General features: G+C 66.7%; 17 protein-coding genes and 1 tRNA gene. 14 read left to right on the forward strand and 4 right to left on the reverse strand.

Features of this window, described 5'->3' with window-relative positions; translation table 11 throughout:
* Positions 1–32: 32 nt before the first annotated feature.
* Genes IV501_RS14360 through IV501_RS14410 form a run of 11 tightly spaced genes read left to right on the forward strand, consistent with a single transcriptional unit; the run spans position 33 to position 9,838 of the window.
* On the forward strand, positions 33–1,007 hold the full coding sequence (locus tag IV501_RS14360) for a flavin reductase family protein (protein WP_200557058.1): 975 nt from the start codon (positions 33–35) through the stop codon (positions 1,005–1,007).
* 38 nt (positions 1,008–1,045) lie between these two features.
* A complete protein-coding gene (locus IV501_RS14365) occupies positions 1,046–2,632 on the forward strand; it encodes an aldehyde dehydrogenase family protein (protein WP_200557059.1) in 1,587 nt (528 codons plus the stop codon).
* Position 2,633: 1 nt separating this feature from the next.
* Positions 2,634–3,686 carry an LLM class flavin-dependent oxidoreductase gene (locus IV501_RS14370; protein ID WP_200557060.1) on the forward strand — a complete coding sequence of 351 codons (1,053 nt, stop codon included), beginning with the start codon at positions 2,634–2,636 and terminating at the stop codon, positions 3,684–3,686.
* The gene (locus IV501_RS14375; RefSeq protein ID WP_200557061.1) at positions 3,683–4,435 is read left to right on the forward strand and encodes an alpha/beta fold hydrolase; all 753 of its coding nucleotides are present in this window, start codon (positions 3,683–3,685) and stop codon (positions 4,433–4,435) included. Before IV501_RS14370 ends, IV501_RS14375 begins: the two co-directional genes overlap by 4 nt.
* Entirely contained in the window at positions 4,425–4,829 is a 405-nt protein-coding gene (locus IV501_RS14380; protein ID WP_200557062.1) for a carboxymuconolactone decarboxylase family protein, read from the forward strand. The genes IV501_RS14375 and IV501_RS14380 overlap by 11 nt, the downstream gene beginning before the upstream one ends.
* Positions 4,830–4,862: 33 nt before the next feature.
* Positions 4,863–5,924, forward strand: a complete 1,062-nt coding sequence (locus IV501_RS14385) for an extracellular solute-binding protein (RefSeq protein WP_200557063.1) — start codon at positions 4,863–4,865, stop codon at positions 5,922–5,924.
* Entirely contained in the window at positions 5,921–6,793 is an 873-nt protein-coding gene (locus IV501_RS14390; RefSeq protein ID WP_200557064.1) for an ABC transporter permease, read from the forward strand. The genes IV501_RS14385 and IV501_RS14390 overlap by 4 nt, the downstream gene beginning before the upstream one ends.
* A gap of 1 nt (position 6,794) precedes the next feature.
* Positions 6,795–7,649 carry an ABC transporter permease gene (locus IV501_RS14395; protein ID WP_200557065.1) on the forward strand — a complete coding sequence of 285 codons (855 nt, stop codon included), beginning with the start codon at positions 6,795–6,797 and terminating at the stop codon, positions 7,647–7,649.
* Entirely contained in the window at positions 7,630–8,775 is a 1,146-nt protein-coding gene (locus IV501_RS14400) for an ABC transporter ATP-binding protein (RefSeq protein WP_200557066.1), read from the forward strand. The genes IV501_RS14395 and IV501_RS14400 overlap by 20 nt, the downstream gene beginning before the upstream one ends.
* On the forward strand, positions 8,772–9,383 hold the full coding sequence (locus tag IV501_RS14405; RefSeq protein ID WP_200557067.1) for an amino acid synthesis family protein: 612 nt from the start codon (positions 8,772–8,774) through the stop codon (positions 9,381–9,383). Before IV501_RS14400 ends, IV501_RS14405 begins: the two co-directional genes overlap by 4 nt.
* 38 nt (positions 9,384–9,421) lie before the next feature.
* Positions 9,422–9,838, forward strand: coding sequence for a hypothetical protein (locus IV501_RS14410; protein ID WP_200557068.1), 417 nt, complete (start codon positions 9,422–9,424; stop codon positions 9,836–9,838).
* Here the strand turns inward: IV501_RS14410 and IV501_RS14415 are convergent.
* The 4 genes from IV501_RS14415 to IV501_RS14430 all read right to left on the reverse strand — a co-directional run bounded on the left by IV501_RS14415 (position 9,835) and on the right by IV501_RS14430 (position 13,762).
* The gene (locus IV501_RS14415) at positions 9,835–10,713 is read right to left on the reverse strand and encodes a LysR family transcriptional regulator (protein ID WP_200557069.1); all 879 of its coding nucleotides are present in this window, start codon (positions 10,711–10,713) and stop codon (positions 9,835–9,837) included. The genes IV501_RS14410 and IV501_RS14415 overlap by 4 nt on opposite strands.
* 7 nt (positions 10,714–10,720) lie before the next feature.
* On the reverse strand, positions 10,721–12,427 hold the full coding sequence (locus IV501_RS14420; RefSeq protein WP_200557070.1) for an amidase: 1,707 nt from the start codon (positions 12,425–12,427) through the stop codon (positions 10,721–10,723).
* Positions 12,424–13,449, reverse strand: a complete 1,026-nt coding sequence (locus IV501_RS14425) for an agmatine deiminase family protein (protein WP_200557071.1) — start codon at positions 13,447–13,449, stop codon at positions 12,424–12,426. Before IV501_RS14425 ends, IV501_RS14420 begins: the two co-directional genes overlap by 4 nt.
* 240 nt (positions 13,450–13,689) lie before the next feature.
* Positions 13,690–13,762: transfer RNA gene (locus IV501_RS14430), tRNA-Thr, on the reverse strand.
* Positions 13,763–13,990: 228 nt separating this feature from the next.
* On the opposite strand from IV501_RS14430, the gene IV501_RS14435 reads away from it, so the two are divergent.
* Genes IV501_RS14435 through IV501_RS14445 form a run of 3 tightly spaced genes read left to right on the forward strand, consistent with a single transcriptional unit; the run spans position 13,991 to position 17,470 of the window.
* Positions 13,991–14,896: a hypothetical protein gene (locus IV501_RS14435; protein WP_200557072.1), complete on the forward strand. Its 906-nt coding sequence runs from the start codon at positions 13,991–13,993 to the stop codon at positions 14,894–14,896.
* A gap of 57 nt (positions 14,897–14,953) precedes the next feature.
* Positions 14,954–15,937 (forward strand): Gfo/Idh/MocA family protein, encoded by a 984-nt coding sequence (locus IV501_RS14440; protein WP_200557128.1) that lies wholly within the window; start codon positions 14,954–14,956, stop codon positions 15,935–15,937.
* A gap of 18 nt (positions 15,938–15,955) precedes the next feature.
* Complete coding sequence (locus tag IV501_RS14445) at positions 15,956–17,470, forward strand: D-alanyl-D-alanine carboxypeptidase/D-alanyl-D-alanine-endopeptidase (RefSeq protein ID WP_200557073.1); 1,515 nt, start codon at positions 15,956–15,958, stop codon at positions 17,468–17,470.
* Positions 17,471–17,537: the final 67 nt, after the last annotated feature.

The raw sequence follows: 17,537 nt of genomic DNA on the forward strand, positions 1-17,537 counted from the left end.
ACCCTGACAGACAACGGACAGAGAGGTTTGCAGTGAAGGACTTCAACAGCACGCAGCCTGAACTGGATGTCGCGCTCTACCGTCAGGCGCTCGGCTCGTTTCTCACCGGTGTCACCGTGGTTACCACGGTCGATCAGGAGGGGCGGGATCGCGGTCTGACCGCAAATTCCTTCACCTCGGTTTCGCTCAATCCGCCGCTGGTCTTGTTCTGCGTCGACAAGCGGGCCGGCAGCTACGGGTGCTTCCGCCCCGAGGTCGGCTATGTCGTGCACATCCTAGGCTCGGAGCAACAGGAGATCGCAAAGACGTTCGCCTCCCGTTCCGGCGACAAGTTCGACGGGCTGGAGGTCTCGCGCTCGACAACCGGTGCGCCGGTGCTCAGCGATGCCCACGCCACGCTCGACTGCTCGGTGGATTCCGTCGTCGATGCGGGCGACCACGCCGTGATAATCGGTCGCGTGAACGCGTTCCATGTCGAGGAGAAGCGCCCGCTCGGGTATTACCAGGGCAAGATGCAGTCGTTCAATGCCGAGGAGGAACTCGCCGCGTTCGCGAATGCGACCGGCGCGGCGTTGACCGTGTTGTGGGTCGTGGAGACGCGGGACGGAGAGATGATTCTTGCCCGGCGAGGTGATTCGTTCTCCCTGCCGAAATCGACCTTGCCCACGAGCCGTCTCCATGCTGCTGCGCTGTCGCAAGCCGCGTCCGAGGCGATAGGGGTCCCCGTGGCGATCGACTTCCTCTACTCCATCTACGGCACCGACGGGGACTCGTTGACCCTGGCGTACCGCGGGCGAGTGGACCCGACGGGCGAAAGCTCCCTCGTGCTCCGAGACGATCTGACCAGCGAAGACGCGGAGCGGGCAGCCACGCTGATCAGCGATCCAGGTCAGAGCGCAGTGCTCCAGCGGTACGTCGACGAGCGCGGAGACGCGAACTTCGGAATCTACGCGGGCTCGATCGATGTGGGATCGGTCGCGACAATTCATGCCGTTTCGGCATTGTGATCGACGGCAATCATCCGCCAGAAACGAAGGAACGCCCAGTGATCCGACCACTACCCGAGAGCACACCGGCAGCGGCGATCGCCGTGACCCGAGGAATGGCCGCGGACGGCCTAGGCCTGTTCATCGATGGTGAGGAGCGACCGGGAGCGGAGAGACGGCGGTTCTCCCGCATCGACCCGTATTCCGGTGAGAGCTGGTACGACGTGGCGGACGCCAGCGCAGACGATGTCGACGCCGCGGTTGCCTCCGCTCATCGGGCTCAGGCCTCGGTGTGGGGCTCGATGAGCGCATACGAGAGATCTCTGATTCTGCTCAGGATCGCGGATGCCGTCGAAAAAGACGCCGACGTCTTCGGACTGCTCGACACCCTCGATAACGGCAAGCTGTTCAGGGAGACGCGTTCTCAAGCGGTCGGGGTGGCCCATTCCCTGCGCTACGCGGCCGGCGGCGCGGAGAAGGTCGAGGGTGTCACCGCTCCGGCCTCGGACAACCAGACGCTGGCGATGTCCATTCGCGTGCCATACGGCGTCATCGGGATGATCGTGCCCTGGAACTCCCCCCTTCCGCTGCTGATCGACGGAGCGGCTCCGGCCCTGGCCGCCGGCAACACGGTGGTGGTGAAGACGTCGGAGGATGCGCCGGCGAGCATCCTCCGATTCGCGCATCTCGCGCTGGCCAATGGCCTGCCGCCCGGTGTGCTCAACGTGGTATCCGGCACCGGCCCCCAGGCCGGCGAAGCTCTTGTGCGGCACCCCGGCATCTCGAAGATCGTCTTCACCGGAGGGAGCGCCGTGGGCCGCCGAGTGGCGAGCGCCGCGGCCGATCGACTGATCCCGGTTCTGTTGGAGCTGGGGGGCAAGTCCGCCCAGATCGTGATGCCCGATGCGGACATCAACCGCGTGATTCCGGGGCTGGTGTCTGGGGTCTTCGCCGCGGCGGGTCAGAGCTGCGTGGCCGGCGGCCGTGCCCTCGTGCAGCGGAGCATCTACGCCGAGGTGGTCGAGCGGATGTCCGAGGCAGCAGAAAGCCTCATGCTCGGCGACCCGATGATGGTCGAGACGCAAATGGGCCCCCTCGGGTCGCGTCGCCAGACGGAGAGTGCACTGCGGCATGTGCACTCGGCGCTCGACGGCGGCGCACGCCTGGTTTCGGGCGGACAAACCCGCAGCACCGGCCTCGGGCAGGGGCAGTTCTTCACCCCCGCGGTGTTCGCGGACGTCGATCCGGCTAACACCCTCTTTCAGGAGGAAGTGTTCGGACCGGTTCTAGGGCTGACTCCCTTCGACACCCTCGATGAGGCCATCGCTCTCGCGAATGACTCTCGGTACGGCCTCGCCTCCGGGATCTGGACCACCGACATCGACACCGCGCTCCGCGCCGCCACGCGGATCGATGCCGGGACCGTCTGGGTCAACACCTACCGGGCTCCGGAAATGACGCTGTCGGCTGGTGGCACCAAGGAAAGCGGCTACGGGCGCATAGGCGGTTCGCGCCAGCTCTACGAATTCACCCGCGAGAAGTCGGTCATCGTCAATTTCTCCGGCGTTGGCAACGATCCCTTCGTCATGGGTGGCGGAGCGACCGCTACGAACGCCCCGGCGACCAGCACGATCGTGGAGGGCTGAGATGAAATTCGGACTGATGGTGGATCTGGGCCGTACCTCGCCTGACATCTCGACCGAAGAAAACCTTGCCCAGGTGACCGAACTGGTCAGGGTCGCCGATGCTGGCGGTTTCGACATCGTCTTCACGGGGGAGCATCACGGGCACGAGATGACGATCGCCCCCGCTCCGTTCGTGCTTCTCACCTACTGGTCGCAGCTCACCACTGCGGTCAGGCTGGGTACTGCGGTGCTCTGTGCGCCGTACTGGCACCCCATCCGTCTGGCGGGCGAGGCCGCACTCTTCGATCTCATCTCCGGTGGTCGACTCGAACTGGGTATCGGGCGAGGTGCTTATCCCTACGAGTTCGAACGGATGGCCGGTGGCATCGCACCGGAGGTCGCGCGAGAGCAGCTGGCAGAACTGCTGCCTGCTGTACGCGGACTCTGGCGCGGTAACTACGAACACGACGGCTCGCTGTGGAAGTTTCCTAGCACGACCAGCACGCCGCGCCCGCTGAACCCAGACGGTCCGCCGCTCTGGGTCTCGGCCCGGCATCCCGACGTGTTCGAGATGGCGATCCGCAACCACGCCAACCTCATGGTGGCGCCGCTGTCGAAGGGTTTCGAGGAGGTCGAGTCGCTGATGGACAGGCGGCGCGACGCGATAGCGAAGGTCGACAACGGCTTCGCGCCTCAGATCATGGTGCTGCGTGACACCTACGTCGGAGCCGACGACGCCGATCCGCTGGTGCCGGTCGAGTATCTCCGACGGGGTGAGGGGTACTTCTCCAACCTGTTCCGCACAGACGGCGATGTCGACAATGGCTGGGTGTCGTGGGTGGATCCCGATGCGGCAGACGCCGATGATGACTACCAGCCCGAAAACGTCCTCAAGAATCTCGCGTTCGGCAGTGCCGCGCAGGTGCGAGACGAACTGAGGCGCTACGACGCGGCCGGAACGGATGTCTACCTCTACAACGCCACGTGGGGCCTGCCGTTCGACCTCGAGGTCGAATCGCTACGGCGCTTCTGCGCCGACGTGATCCCCGCCTTTTCGGGGTCGGCCGGCTCATGACCCCAGACGATGGCACCGCGGGCGGGCCGGTGCCGCTGGTGCTGATTCACGGCATCGGCGACGACCGCTCGGTCTGGGATGACATCGTGGCAGAGCTCGGAGCCTCCGAACGGATCATCACCTACGACCTTCGTGGACACGGCACCTCGCCCACTCGACCCCTCGTCAGCAGCATCTGGGACTTCGTCGGGGACCTCATCGCGATGCTCGACGCCAAACAGCTGCCGATGGTGGATCTGGCGGGATTTTCGCTCGGCGGGCTCATCGCGCAGGGCGCGGCAATCCGCCATCCGGACCGGGTTCGCCGTCTGGTAGTCATCGGGGCCGTGGCGGCGAGAACCCCGGAAGAGGAGCTCGCGGTCGGCCAGCGCTTGCGTGCGGTCGAGAAGCTCGGCCCCGCCGGGGTCGCGGAGCAGAGCATCGCTCGATGGTTCGCCCCCGACTACCTGGCCGCCCACCCCGAGGCCGCGGCGGAGGTGATCGAGCGCATGGAATCGCTCGATCGCGACGCGTACATCGCCTCCTACCGCGTGCTGGCCGCGACCGACTTCGCCGATGAACTGGCGAAGATAACCGCACCAACCCTGGCGATCGCGGGGGAGGACGACATCGGGTCGCCGCCCCACATGGCCGAGACGATAGCCAGCGCGACCGGCGGAGTCTCCGTGATCCTGCCCGGCGTCAAACACAACATTCTCCAAGAAGCCGCTCACCGAACCGCGAAGGAAATACAGCTCCATGTCAACTGATGTCACCCAAGAGTCGGCCCTCTTCGTCGAGGGGCTGGAAGTTCGCCGTCAGGTACTCGGCTCGGCGTACGTCGATGCGGCGCTGGCCCCGTCAGACCCCATGACTGCTGCCTTCCAGCCATTCATGACCTCATACTGCTGGGGCGAGATCTGGACGGACGACACCCTGTCGCTGCGCGAGCACAGTCTGCTCGTGCTCGCCATGACCGCCGCCCTCGGTCGCATCTCCGAGGTGGAGATCCACACCAGGGGAGCGTTGCGCAACGGCATCAGCCCCGACGAGCTGACAGCAGTACTGAAGCAGATCACGGTCTACTGCGGCGTTCCCATCGGCGTGAGCGTGCTCAAGGCCATGCGCGGTGTCATTGAGAGCTTCGATCCGTCTGAGGCGTAACCCGAACCAGCATCATCGATGAGAGGAAGAACAGTGAAGCACGTGAAGAAGGGGCGGATAGCGCTCGCCGTAGCGCTGGCCGTCGTAGGCGGCATGCTCGCCGGTTGTGCCTCCGGTGGCGGAGGGGCTTCCCCCACCCTCACATTGGTGACCTGGGGTGGGTCGACGCAGGACGGCATCAAAAAGGCGATCGCCGATCCGTTCACCGCATCCACCGGCATCAAGACGCGGGTGACCAATCCGGTCGACTACGGCAAGTACACCGCGCAGATCAAGAACAAGCAGGTGACCTGGGACTGGGCGGATGCCGAGGCCTTCTTCATCTACCAGCACCCCGACTACTGGGCTCCCATCGACACCTCGATCGTGAAGGTCAACCCGAGCGATTACATCCTGCTGCCGGGCCAGAAGGAGGTGCCGGCGAACCTGATTCCCAATGGGAGCTACTCCTTCGCCATTGCGTATCGCACCGACGCTAAGGGTGCCCACCCGCAGACCTGGGCGGATTTCTTCGATACGAAGAAGTTCCCGGGAAAGCGCGCGATCTACAACTCGCCGTACGGGATGCTGGAGGTCGCGCTGATCGCTGACGGTGTTCCCTTCGATCAGCTGTACCCCCTCGACGTCAATCGCGCGTTGAAGAAGCTCGACACGATCAAGGACGATCTGGTCTTCTGGAACTCCGGTGCCGAACTTCAGCAGGCCATGGTCTCCGGGGAGGCGAAGTACGCGTTCGCCTGGAACAACCGCATCGCCGATATCGAACAGAAGGGCGAACCGGTGGCCCTCGAGTGGAATCAGAACCTTCAGGACACGGGGTTCCTGGTCACCCCGAAGGTCGGCCCACACGTGAAGGACATGATGAAGTATTTCGCCTTCTCGCTCAAGCCGAAGATCCAGCGCGACTATGCCCTCGCCACGGGTTACTCACCCGTGTTGAAGTCGGCCATGGCCGAGATACCGAAAGACAAGCAGAAGTACTTCAACGCCTATCAGCCGAATCTCGATAAGGCGATCGGCACGATCAATCTGCAGTGGTGGGCAGACCACTACGACTCGGCCACGGCAACCTGGGCCGCATGGGCTGGTCAATGAGTTCGAACACCATGGCCGACCCCCACCCGGTGACGTCGCGCGCGCGCGTCGCCCGGTGGGGGTCGCCCACCCTGCTGTACGTGCCGGCCCTGGTGGTGCTGGTGCCGGTGTTTCTCATCCCCACCGCGCTCCTGCTCTCCGCGAGTTTCGTCTCCTCGAGCGGACCGTTCGGCAACTTCGCCACCATCCTCGATTCTCAGATCATCAAGGTCGTCTTCCTCCGCAGCTTCGCCGTCGCGGCCATCGTGACCGCGATCTCGCTCGTCATCGGCCTTCCCTTCGCCTCGGTCGCGCTCAAAGCCGGACCGCGGCTCAGAAACATCCTCCTCGGCTCGATCGCGGCGTCCCTGTTCTTCAGCGTGATCGTGCGGTCGTATGCGTGGCTGGCTCTTCTCGGGCATAACGGACCCGTGGTCGGCCTGCTCGGGGTATTCGGCGTCAACACGTCGAGCCTGTCACTGTCAAAAACCCCGTTCGCCGTGGCGATCGGGCTCGTTCAGTACGGTGTGCCGTTCATGGTTCTCGCGATCTCCGACGTGATGCGCCGGGTCGACGGCAACATCGACCGCGCGGCGGCGACGTTGGGCGCCGGTGCGGTCACCCGCTGGGTTCGAGTCACCCTGCCGCTCATCGCTCCCGGCATCATTGCCGGAGTCACGATCGTCTTCACCACCACGCTCGGCTACTTCCTCATCCCCTCCATTCTCGGATCACCGAAAGAAGCGATGATCGGGCAGCTGATCAGCCAGCAGGTGGGCACGACGGTCAACTGGGGCCTCGGGGCTGCCATCTCGACCGCGCTTCTCGTCGTCTCGCTGCTGCTGGTGCTCATCCTTCAGCGGCTGGGCAAGCGGATCGGGAGGCAATGAGATGAAACCACGCCTCGCCACCCGATGGGTCGGCGCGATCTTCGGCATCCTCGTCGCGGCCTACCTCGTCATCCCCGCGCTGATCGTCATTCCGTTGGCCTTCAGTTCCGGCCAGTTTCTGCAGTTTCCGGTTCCGGGATTCTCGCTGGAATGGGTTGGTCAATTCTTCAGTGACCCCGATTGGATGGCGGCACTGAGCAGGAGTCTCGTCGCCGCCGTGTGTACAGCACTCATCGCGGTGCCGATCGGCACGGTTGCGTCGTACGCCATCGTGCGCGGCCGACGCGGGGTCACGCGCGTCGTCGAACCGGTGCTGATGCTTCCGCTGCTGGTGCCGGTCGTCATCTCCGGGTTCGGCCTCTACCTCCTCACCTTGCTGCTGCACTTCCCCGGCGGGTTACCGCTGGTGGTGCTCGGGCACGTCGGGTTGGCCATCCCCTTCGTGGTGACCACGGTGCTGGCGTCGCTCAGAACGTTCGACCTGCGCCTGTTACTCGCGGCTCGCGTCTCCGGTGCCAATCCCTTCCAGGCGTTCGTTCGCATTCTGGTGCCGGTGATCGCTCCGGGGATCGGCGCCGCAGCGCTGATCGCTCTCATGACCTCGCTCGACGAAGCGGTGATTGCGCTGTTCATCGCCGGGGATACCGAGCCGACGCTGCCGGTGATGATGTACTCGAACATCACCTACTCGCTCAATCCCCTCGTGCCGGTCGCCGCAACGGTGCTGACCGTCGCAACATTCGTGCTCCTCATCGGCAGCTTTCTGCTGACCCGTCTTGCTCAGCGTCGCGGTCGCGCCGCTGCGATCGTCACCGTACGTGCAAAGGAAGTGCCCAGTGAGTTCCTCCGTAGCTGACAACCGCACCACGAGCGAGCAGCGGCCGACCGATGTCGCCGAGCACGCTGCACGACTTGAGCTGACCCGATTGGTCAAGCGGTACGGCGAGGTGGAGGCGGTCCGAGAGGTCAGCCTCACCATCGACCCTGGCGAATTCGTGACGCTCCTCGGCCCCAGCGGCTCGGGCAAGAGCACAACCCTCGCCATGATCGCCGGATTTGAAACGCCGACGAGCGGCACGATTACGCTGGGCGATCGAGACATCACCACCCTCTCGACCCACAAGCGAAACCTGGGCATGGTCTTTCAGGGGTACGCCCTGTTTCCGCACATGACCGTTTTCGACAACGTCGCCTTCCCCCTCGCGCTCCGCAAGATCAGCAAGAGCGATATCCGCGAAAGGGTGACAGAAGCACTCGCGACCGTTGGGCTCGGTCAGTTCGCCGACCGGAGACCATCCGCTCTGTCGGGCGGCCAGCAGCAGAGGGTCGCCCTGGCCCGCGCCTTTGTGCACCGCCCGAAGATTCTGCTGATGGACGAGCCGCTCAGCGCCCTCGACAAGTCCCTTCGGCGACAGATGCAGATCGAACTGCGGCGGCTCCACCAGACGCTCGGCACCACCGTGCTCTTCGTCACCCACGATCAGGAGGAGGCGCTCAGTCTCAGTGACAGGATCGTGGTCATGAACGAGGGTGCGATCGCTCAAATCGGAAGTCCGACCGAGATGTACGAGAACCCGCAGACCGACTTCGTCGCGGGCTTTCTCGGTTCGGCCCAGTTCCTGGAGGGGATTCTGCGCGAAATCCGTACGAACGCGACCTCGACGATCCAGCTGGCAGACGGAGGCATGATGACCGGTCGGTGCACCACCACGTGCGGGCCCGGCACCGCGGCCAAGGTGGTGCTGCGCCCGGAGGACGCCACGCTCGATCGTCCGTCTGCTCCAGCCAATGCGGTGACGGTTCGCACCGTCGCTCAGGTGTACCTCGGTGACCGCATCCGTTGTCTCGCCACGTTCCCCGACGGCAGCGAGGGCACGTATTGGCTCGATCACCACGAGCGCTCGCGCGTCGTCGTTGGTGACGACGTGACGCTGTACTGGCCGTGTTCGCGCACCGTGTTCGTGGCGAACCAGAACCGGTGAGGATCAGGAAGGTCATCGCCTACTGCGACGAGGTGCTGGCGGAGCGCGGAGAACCCGTCGCGCGTCCACTGCGTCGCGGCGTCGCGGCCGCGATCATCCCCAATCCCTGGCTGGCGACCGACACCCGGGCCGATCTTGCACCCGTCGTGGAGAGCATCGCCGCTCCACTCGCTCTGCTGCTGACCGCCTACCTCACCAAGCTCGTCGGGCCTCCGGCGCGGATCGAGGCCTTTGGCAAGGCCGCCATCGTGGGGCTCTCGGGCGAGATGGAGCACGGCGCCGCGCTGCTGCACACACCGTTTTTCGGCAACATCATTCGCGAGCGGTTCGACGCGACCGACTACATCAGCTTCGCCGACGCCCAGGGCGCACCCGGCACCTCGCTCGTGGTGCCCATGGCGCACAAGAACGACGGTGGTCTTCGCGCCTACTTCGAGTCGGTCCCGCTCCAGATAGACGATGCGCCGGAAGCGGATGAGATCGTGGTCGCCGTCGCCGCGGCAGACGGGCCTCGGCCCAACCAGCGCATCGGTGATCGCACGACCGATCGCCGGGTGCGGCTCTCGGAATATGCCGATCATTACCTGATCGGGGGTGAGATCCCGTGATCCGGTCGATCAGGACGCTGGTTCAGGACGTACCGAGCGTGGCACACGCGACCCGAGTCGAGCGCAGCGTCATCGTGCTGGCCATCGCCGGCGGAGATGTCAGTGGGGAGTCCGGCGGCGGGGTGGTAGAGCATCTCGTCGCGCGGGCCACGGAGGCTCTCGGTGGCGCGGAAGCGCTCGGTGGCGCGGCGGGGGCACCGGACATCCGCTTCTTCACTGCTCCCCAGACGACGGTGTCGAGCGAGACGCTCGCCGAACTGCAGGACCGGTATCCGGATGCCTACCGCGCGACGGTTGCGCCCGGAGATGCGTTCTCCGTCCCGATAGCTACCTCCGCGCCGCACGTACTTCGCCTGCAGGACGTCCCCCTGGCGACCGAGGTCATCGTAGCCGTCCGCCTGGTGGCGCAGCTCGAGTTTCCCGACGTGCTGACGCTGCGGACATCCGCAGGCTAAGTCGCCGGGCGTCCGCTGCGGGCCGCCTCGAGGATGCCGCTCGTCACTACCTCATAGGACGGCCACGATTGCCGACCCGGCCGAGTGACGACGAAGCTGCGGCGGTCGCCCGCCGCGCCGTCGAGCGGCAGGTAGCGAACGCCCGGATGGGGCCGAGCGTCTTCGGGGAGTAGGGCGACTCCGAACCCCGACGCGATGCACTCGGAGGCGAGTTCGATGCTGTCGATGCGGTGATGGATCGACGGAACGGCGTCGTAGTGCGCGGCGACCCGTCGCAGCAGTTCCTCGTCGTCGGCCGTGCGGGGATTCACGATCCAGTCGCTGGCGGCGTCGGCGAAGATCTCGGCCGCGGTGCCGCGGTTCGACGGATGCACCGCGAGCATCACCGGGACCGCGTCGAAGTGTTCGCCGCTGTGGTCGGCCGGTACCAGTGAGTAGTCGTAAACGATACCGATATCGATCAGGTCTCGGGCGAGCAGGTCGCGAACCTCCGGCGGCTCCCTCTCCTCGACCTGGACGACGAGACCGGGGAGGCGTTCGCGCAGGATTCGCGTCGCCGGAAGCACGTGCCGGATCAGGCTGATGGCGTACGCCGCAACGACGATGGTCGCCTGCTGACCGTCGTCCTGAAGGTCACCGCGCGCGCCATCGAGCGCGGCGAGGATCTGTCTGGCCCGCGGGAGGAACGCGCGACCCTCCGGCGTGAGCTTGAGCCTGCGCCCCGAGCTGCCGACGAGCGTCGCGGAGAGCTCTCGCTGCAGTGAGGCGAGCTGCTGGGACACGGCGGACGTGCTGTACCCGCTCGCCTCCGCGACCGCCCGCAGCGTGCCGCGATCGGCTAGCTCCACGAAGGTGATGATCCATTTCGTGTCCACGCGGTGGCTAGCCGTCGAGTTCAGGGGTGAGGGGCGGCGTCGCGCGACGGGGACGGATGCTCTCGAACGCGGAGGCATACTGCAGGAGGCTCGCGTCGGTGTACGCGGCACCGGCGAACGTGAGGCCGACGGGCATCCGGATGTCGCCCATGATGCCGAGCGGAACGGTCACGGTCGGGATTCCGAGGTGCCGGATCGCCAGGTTGCCGTTCGCCACCCAGACTCCGTTGCGCCAGGCGAGGTCGGCCGCGGCGGGATTCACGTCGGAATCGGCCGCTCCCACGTCGGCCACCGCGGGGAAGATGACGGCGTCGAGCCCGTTGTCGCGCATCCACTTTTCGAGGTCGAGTCGTCGGGTCTCCTCGAGACCTTCCAGGCCCGGGCGAAGCTCCGCGATCTCGTCCCACGGGGTGATTCCGGCCGTCGCGATCGAGACGTACTTCTCCATCCCGGCGACGAGATCACCCTCGCGATTGGGAAGGGTGCCGGGATCGTGGGGATAGATCTGCGCGCCGTCGGCTTCCGCGAGCCGTTCGAGGCTCGGGTCGGCGTTGGCCCGCAGAAAGTCGTCGAAGGCCCACGCGGTGAGGTCCCAGAGCTCCTTCTCGAGAAACTCGGGGCTCACGAGGTCGCGGGTGAAGATGGTGGGGGAGCCGGGGCGGTCTCCCTCGTAGTTGGAGATGACGGGGAAGTCGACCTCCACCACCTCGGCCCCGGCCGATTCGAGATCGTGCCGTGCCGCCTCCCACAGCGCCATGATCGACTCGCGCGTGATGATGCGCTCGCCGGCCGGGCCGCCGATGCCGGGCCTCGTCCCCGTTCCCGCCTCGGCGTCGGCGTTGATGTACATCTTCGGCACGCCGAAACGGATGCCGCGCAGTCGGTTGGCAGTGCTGTGCAGCGACGGGTACGAGGCGGGGCGAACATCCGTCACCCGCGGAATCGGAACCCACGGCTGCAGACGCCAGAGATCTCCGCGGGTGTCCGGGTCGTCGGCGACGATGACGTCCAAGATTTCGAGCAGGTCGGCCATCGATCGGGAATAGGGGACGACGACATCCATGGTCGGGGTCAGCGGCCAATTGCCGCGCACCGAGATGATGCCGCGGGACGGGGTGTACGCGCACAGCGCGTTGTTGGAGGCGGGGCCGCGGCCGCTTGACCAGGTCTCTTCGGCCAGACCGAAGGCGGCGAAGCTTGCGGCGGTGGCGGTTCCCGCGCCATTCGACGAGCCGGATGCGAACGGTGCCGTGAGGTAATCGCGGTTGTACGGGCTTTCGGCGCGACCGTAGACCCCGCGCTGCGTGCCGCCGTTGGCCATGGGGGGCATGGTGGTCTTGCCGAGGCAGATCGCGCCGGCGTCGCGCAGCCGCGAGATGGTGAATGCGTCCCGGGTGGCGCGCAGGTGCCGGAAGGCCGGGCTGCCGGCGGCGGCGGTGAGGCCCGCGACGAGGTAGCTGTCTTTTGCCGTATACGGGATGCCGTCGAGCGGGCCGCGAGTCTCGCCGCGACGGCGACGTTCATCGGATGCCGCGGCCTCCACCAGCGCTTCGGGGTTCGGCACCACCACCGAGTTCAGCCGCGTTGCGCTGTGCGGAGAGTCGTAGGCCTCTATTCGGGCGAGGTACCCCTGCACGAGCTCGACGGCGGTGGTCTGCCCGCTCTCGAGCGCCTCCCTCAGCTGCCGAATCGAGGTCTCGACGAGGTCGATCATGCGACGATCGTCGGCTGCTGCTGGGTGATGCAGTGGATGCCGCCACCCCGGCTCATGATCGGGCGAGCGTCAAGCGTCACCACGGTCTTGCCGCCGTACTGTTCGCCGAGAATTCCGGCTGCGTACGCGTCGGCCGCCGGTTCGCCGAACCCGCAGGCGATGATGCCGTCGTTCGCAACCAGGTGGTTGACGTAGTTGAAGTCGACGTACCCGTCGTCGTCGCGCTGCACCTCGGGCGCGGGCAGGTCGATGATGTCGAAGGTGCGGCCGCGCGCATCCGTCTGCTCCGAGAGGAATCCCTTTAGCGCGCGCGTCACCGCATGGTCGGGATGATCGGAGTTGCGCTGGTCGTGCAGCAGGATGTGCCCCGGAGAGGGAAACGCCGCCACCATGTCGACGTGGCCGCGGGTGCCGAGGTCTTCGTAGTCACGGGTGAGGCCGCGCGGGAGCCAGATGACCTTCTCGGCGCCGAGGGTTCTCGCGAACTCGGCCTCGATGCTCTCCTTGTCGGCGTACGGATTGCGCTGCGGGTCGAGCTGGACGGTCTCGGTGACCAGCAGCGTGCCCTCGCCGTCGGAGTGGATGGCGCCGCCTTCGTTGACGAGCAGCGAGCTCACGATCTCCGCGTCGGTCTGGCGGCCGACGAACCGGCCGATCTCGCGGTCGTTGCTCCACCTCGCCCAGTGCTGGGCACCCCAGCCGTTGTAGGTCCAGTCGACGGCACCGAGAACGCCGGGCCGCTCGTCGTCGACGACGAAGGTCGGCCCCATGTCGCGCATCCAGAAGTCATCGAGCGGAGCCGTCACGCGCTCGATGTGGCTACCGAGCATCCGCTCCGCCCGCGCGGATTCGCTCGGGTCGACCACCATGGTGACGGAGACGAAGGCGGATGCCGCGTGAGCGACGCCCGTCCAGGCCGCGTAGGTTTCTTCCGGCCTATCTCCCATCGAGAAGCACTCGAGCGGGAAGGCCATCCAGACGCGATCAAGCGGCGCTGTCTCGGCGAGCATCTTCCAGGCCATACGGCTCCCATCGTCGCGCTTCGGTGCGGCCTCACTCGCGGGCCGCTCTCCATCCGAGCCGAATCGATCGTCTGCGTCTATCGCGCGTTTGTCACCACAGCATCCACGATTTGCGGACGGTTGGGAAGAGGCCGCAACGACAATTGCCCGCGAGGATCGGAACACGCGATCGGTGCGGCACGATCGCACTGCAAAGACAAAGGGACCGGAGCCGATGGCCACCGACCCCCTATTCAACGGAGCCGCCTATCAGAATCGAACTGATGACCTTCTCATTACGAGTGAGATGCTCTACCGACTGAGCTAAGGCGGCCGAGCCTCGACGGGATATCCCGGGAGGCACAGCATGAAAGCTTAGCGGAGATCGGCCGGGCCGGCGTGCACCGCCGGACCGGGGATATGGCGCCGGGGATCCGGCGGCATCCCCCGTTCGAGGGCAGAACGATTCGCGGCGGTTGTGGCTCGCTGTTGCCCGGGCATAGCGTTGGAGCGGTCGCGAGCTCGGGGTTCGCGGCGCCCAGCGGGATTCGGGGGAATCGGTATGAAGCGTGTCGCCTTTCTGACGACCCTGCTCGCCGCCGTTCTCGTTGTTCTGTTGCCCTTCATCGGCGGCGGCGGGCCGTCCATCGGTACGGCCTCGGCGGCGCTTCCCGAGACGGGCACGCCGGTCTTCGCCTCCGCCACCCTTCCGAAGACCGCGACGGATGCCGCCCCCGCGGCCGTCGGAACCGAGCGTTCCGTGGCCAGCCAGCAGGCAGCGACCGCCAAGGTCCTCGCGGTCGACACCGAACATCTCGCGCAGAAGCCGGTGCCGATCCCGCCACCGCCGGCCCCGCCGGCAGCGCCGTCGAGCGGCAAACGCGGGGGAGCCGCGAGCGCCGGGGTCAGCCCCGGTGAGCGTCGGGCCGTCAAGGCCGCGGCAGGGCAGAGCTGTGCTCCGAGCCCGGGTGGCGGAGGAGGAGCCCCGGGCGGCGGCGACGGGCAGGGGGCGACGGGAACGACGAGCGGGGACATCCAGAGCTTCTCGTCCACCTACAACGCAATTCGTGCAGCAAACTGTCTCGACCCGATCCCGGCGGGTAACTTCCGATACGACGCCTGCATGGAGCAGCGACTGTATTGGATGGCGGAAGACCCGAGTGCGAACCCCGGCAACACCTGGGGACACGCCGGTGTGCGGAGCCTGACGCCCGCCGCGGACGGTTCGTACTACTCCGACACCACCCCGAGTCGCGGCTGCGACGGCAATCTCGCCGGCGGTTCGGGCAACTCTGGCGCGACCGTGGCGCAGAAATGGTGGGACTCCTCGGCCCACCGCCTCGCGCTGTACAAGCCGAGCTTCACCGGCGGCACCGGTGGAGTCTGCATCTTCTTCGCCATGACGCATGGCGGGGTGGGCGATTCCGGCGGGTTCACCCGCGCGGCCGCGCGCTGGGGATCGTGCTGACGCTGCGCTGCTAGGTTCGACACCGTGCAGAGCGCCGACGCTCGCCGGAAGGACATCATGGCTGGAGAACTTCGCTGGGGCATCCTCGGCACGGGTGGCATCGCTCACCTGCAGACCAACGATCTGGTGAAAAACGGGTTCACCGTGAGCGCGGTGGGCTCCCGCACACTGGAGTCCGCCCGCGCGTTTGCCGACGAGTTCGGGATCCCCGCCGCCCACGGCAGCTACGAAGAGCTGGTGGCAGATCCGGATGTCGACGTGATCTACGTCTCGACCCCGCATCCGTTCCACGCCGAGAACGCTCTGCTCGCGCTCGAGGCCGGCAAGCACGTGCTGATGGAAAAGCCGTTCACCCTGACCGGAGCCGAGGCGCGCCGTGTCGTCGACACCGCGACCGCGAAGAACCTCGTGGTGCTCGAGGCGATGTGGACGCGGTTTCTTCCCCACATGATCCGCCTCCGCGAGGTCATCGCCGAGGGGCTGATCGGCGAGGTGCGCACAGTGATCGCCGAGCATGACCGGCTGCTGCCGACCGATCCCGAGCACCGCATCAACAATCTCGCCCTCGGCGGCGGCGCGCTGCTCGACCTCGGCATCTACCCGGTCTCGTTCGCCTTCGACATCTTCGGCACGCCCGAGTCCGTGTTCGCGGCGGCCCCGCTGACCGCGACCGGTGTCGACCGGCAGGACGCCATCGTCTTCACCTACGGCGATGGCCAGCAGGCGATGCTCCATGCCTCGCTCGACACCCTCGGGCCGAACTTCGCCATCGTGTACGGCACGAAGGGGCGCATCGAGGTCGCGCCGATCTGGTACCAGCCCACCAGCTTCACCGTCTACGACGCCGACGATCAGGTGGTCGAGCGCTTCGACCAGCAGGTGTCGCAGCGCGGAATGCAGTTCCAGGCCTGGGAGGTCGAGCGCCTGGTGCGCGACGGCCGCATCGCCAGCGACATCATGCCGCCGGAACAGAGCGTGACGATCATGGAGACGCTCGACCAGATCCGCGCGCAGATCGGGCTGAAGTACCCCCAGGAGTAGGCCGGTTACCATGGGGGCGTGACCGAGCCCACTGATTCCGTCGAGCCCGGGCACGAGTCTCCCGAGAGGGAGACCCAGCAACCGACCCGCTTGGCCGGCGTAGTGGCGTCGGTGAGACGGCATCCGCGAGCCCTCCTGTACTCGGGACTCGCGCTGGTGTTCGTGCTCCTCGGCACCGGAGCGGTGTTCGCCGGTGCCGCCGTCGGTGCATCCGGCAGCGCCTCCAGCGCGACCAGAGTTGCGGATGTCGTCCCCTCGCCCACCCCGACCGTGACAACCCCGCCGCCGCGCCCGACACCAGACCCCGTACCCCCGGCGACCGCGTTGCGTACCTGCTCCGTCTCCGGCGCCGCAGCTAACCGTGCGCTCGGTACCTTCAGCGGCACGGTGATCAACACTGCCACCGGCGAAGTGCTGTTCGACCGCGGGGGTACCACCGGGGTGGCTCCCGCCAGCGTGCTGAAGACGCTGACCGCGGCGACCGGGCTGTCGGTGCTCGGTGCCGACTACCGCTTCTCGACCACCGTGTACCAGGGATCAGCGCCCGGCATCGTCGTGCTCGTCGGCGGTGGGGACGCCACCCTGAGTGCGCTGCCGCCCGGACAGGAGAGCGTGTATCGCGGTGCTCCGAAGATCAGCACCCTGGCCGATCAGGTGAAGGCCGCCTGGGCTTCGAGCCATGGCGCCGACGACCCCATCACGTCGGTCATCGCGGACGCCAACCTGTGGAATCCCGCCGATGCGTGGGATCCCACCTGGCCCGCCAACGAACGCACCCTCGGGTTTCAGCCGCTGGTGACCGCTCTGATGGTCGACGGCGACCGGGCAAACCCTGCGGCCCAGAACAGTCCGCGCAGCACCGACCCGATCGTGCATGCCGGCGCCGTGTTCGCCGAGGCGCTGGGACTTCCCTCCTCGGCGGTGACGAAGGCCGGCTCGGCCGTGACGGATCGCGGCGCGCAACTCGGGCAGGTGCAGTCGCAGCCGCTCAGCGCGCTCATCGGCAAGATGCTCCCCGACTCCGACAACACCCTGGCCGAGATGGTCGCGCGGGTCTCTTCCACGGCGTCGGGGAGCGACGGCTCCGCTGCGTCATTGACCGGGGTCTACCAGGCCACGCTGGCGAAGGCCTATGGTCTCAGCGCAACCGGGCTCGTCGTGAAGGACGGATCGGGCGAGAGCAACCAAGACGCCATCCCACCCACGATGGAGGCGAACTTCATGGTGCAGGTCGGTGCAGGGGCGAAGGGTCTCAAGGTCATCTACGACTCGCTGCCGGTCTCCGGCCAGACGGGAACCCTGAAGACCCGGTTCACCGGGGCCAACGCGGCCGCGCGCGGAGCGGTCAACGCCAAGACGGGATCGATCGCCACCGCCTATGCGTTGGCCGGGATCATCCACGCCAAGGACGGCACGGCGCTGGCCTTCGCCTTCTTCGCCGAGGGGCGACTCTCGGGCGCCAGCGCGATGGCAGGGCTCGATACGGTCACCACCGCGGTCTTCGGCTGCGGCAACAACCTCTCCAACAACTAGCGCACCGCTGGTCGAGTAGCGCCCGAGCGTCCGCGCGAGGACGCGTATCGAGGCCCTCGGTGCCAGT

The organism is Lacisediminihabitans changchengi (genome assembly GCF_016634425.1).
Classification (GTDB): domain Bacteria; phylum Actinomycetota; class Actinomycetes; order Actinomycetales; family Microbacteriaceae; genus Lacisediminihabitans; species Lacisediminihabitans changchengi.

What these genes read in the sequence shown, in the direction of transcription:
- IV501_RS14370 (WP_200557060.1), top strand. Translation starts at nt 2,634, where the DNA reads ATGAAATTCGGACTGATGGTGGATCTGGGCCGTACCTCGCCTGACATC.
- IV501_RS14375 (WP_200557061.1), top strand. Translation starts at nt 3,683, where the DNA reads ATGACCCCAGACGATGGCACCGCGGGCGGGCCGGTGCCGCTGGTGCTG.
- IV501_RS14380 (WP_200557062.1), top strand. Translation starts at nt 4,425, where the DNA reads ATGTCAACTGATGTCACCCAAGAGTCGGCCCTCTTCGTCGAGGGGCTG.
- IV501_RS14390 (WP_200557064.1), top strand. Translation starts at nt 5,921, where the DNA reads ATGAGTTCGAACACCATGGCCGACCCCCACCCGGTGACGTCGCGCGCG.
- IV501_RS14395 (WP_200557065.1), top strand. Translation starts at nt 6,795, where the DNA reads ATGAAACCACGCCTCGCCACCCGATGGGTCGGCGCGATCTTCGGCATC.
- IV501_RS14420 (WP_200557070.1), bottom strand. Translation starts at nt 12,427, where the DNA reads ATGATCGACCTCGTCGAGACCTCGATTCGGCAGCTGAGGGAGGCGCTC.
- IV501_RS14425 (WP_200557071.1), bottom strand. Translation starts at nt 13,449, where the DNA reads ATGGCCTGGAAGATGCTCGCCGAGACAGCGCCGCTTGATCGCGTCTGG.
- IV501_RS14435 (WP_200557072.1), top strand. Translation starts at nt 13,991, where the DNA reads ATGAAGCGTGTCGCCTTTCTGACGACCCTGCTCGCCGCCGTTCTCGTT.
- IV501_RS14440 (WP_200557128.1), top strand. Translation starts at nt 14,954, where the DNA reads ATGGCTGGAGAACTTCGCTGGGGCATCCTCGGCACGGGTGGCATCGCT.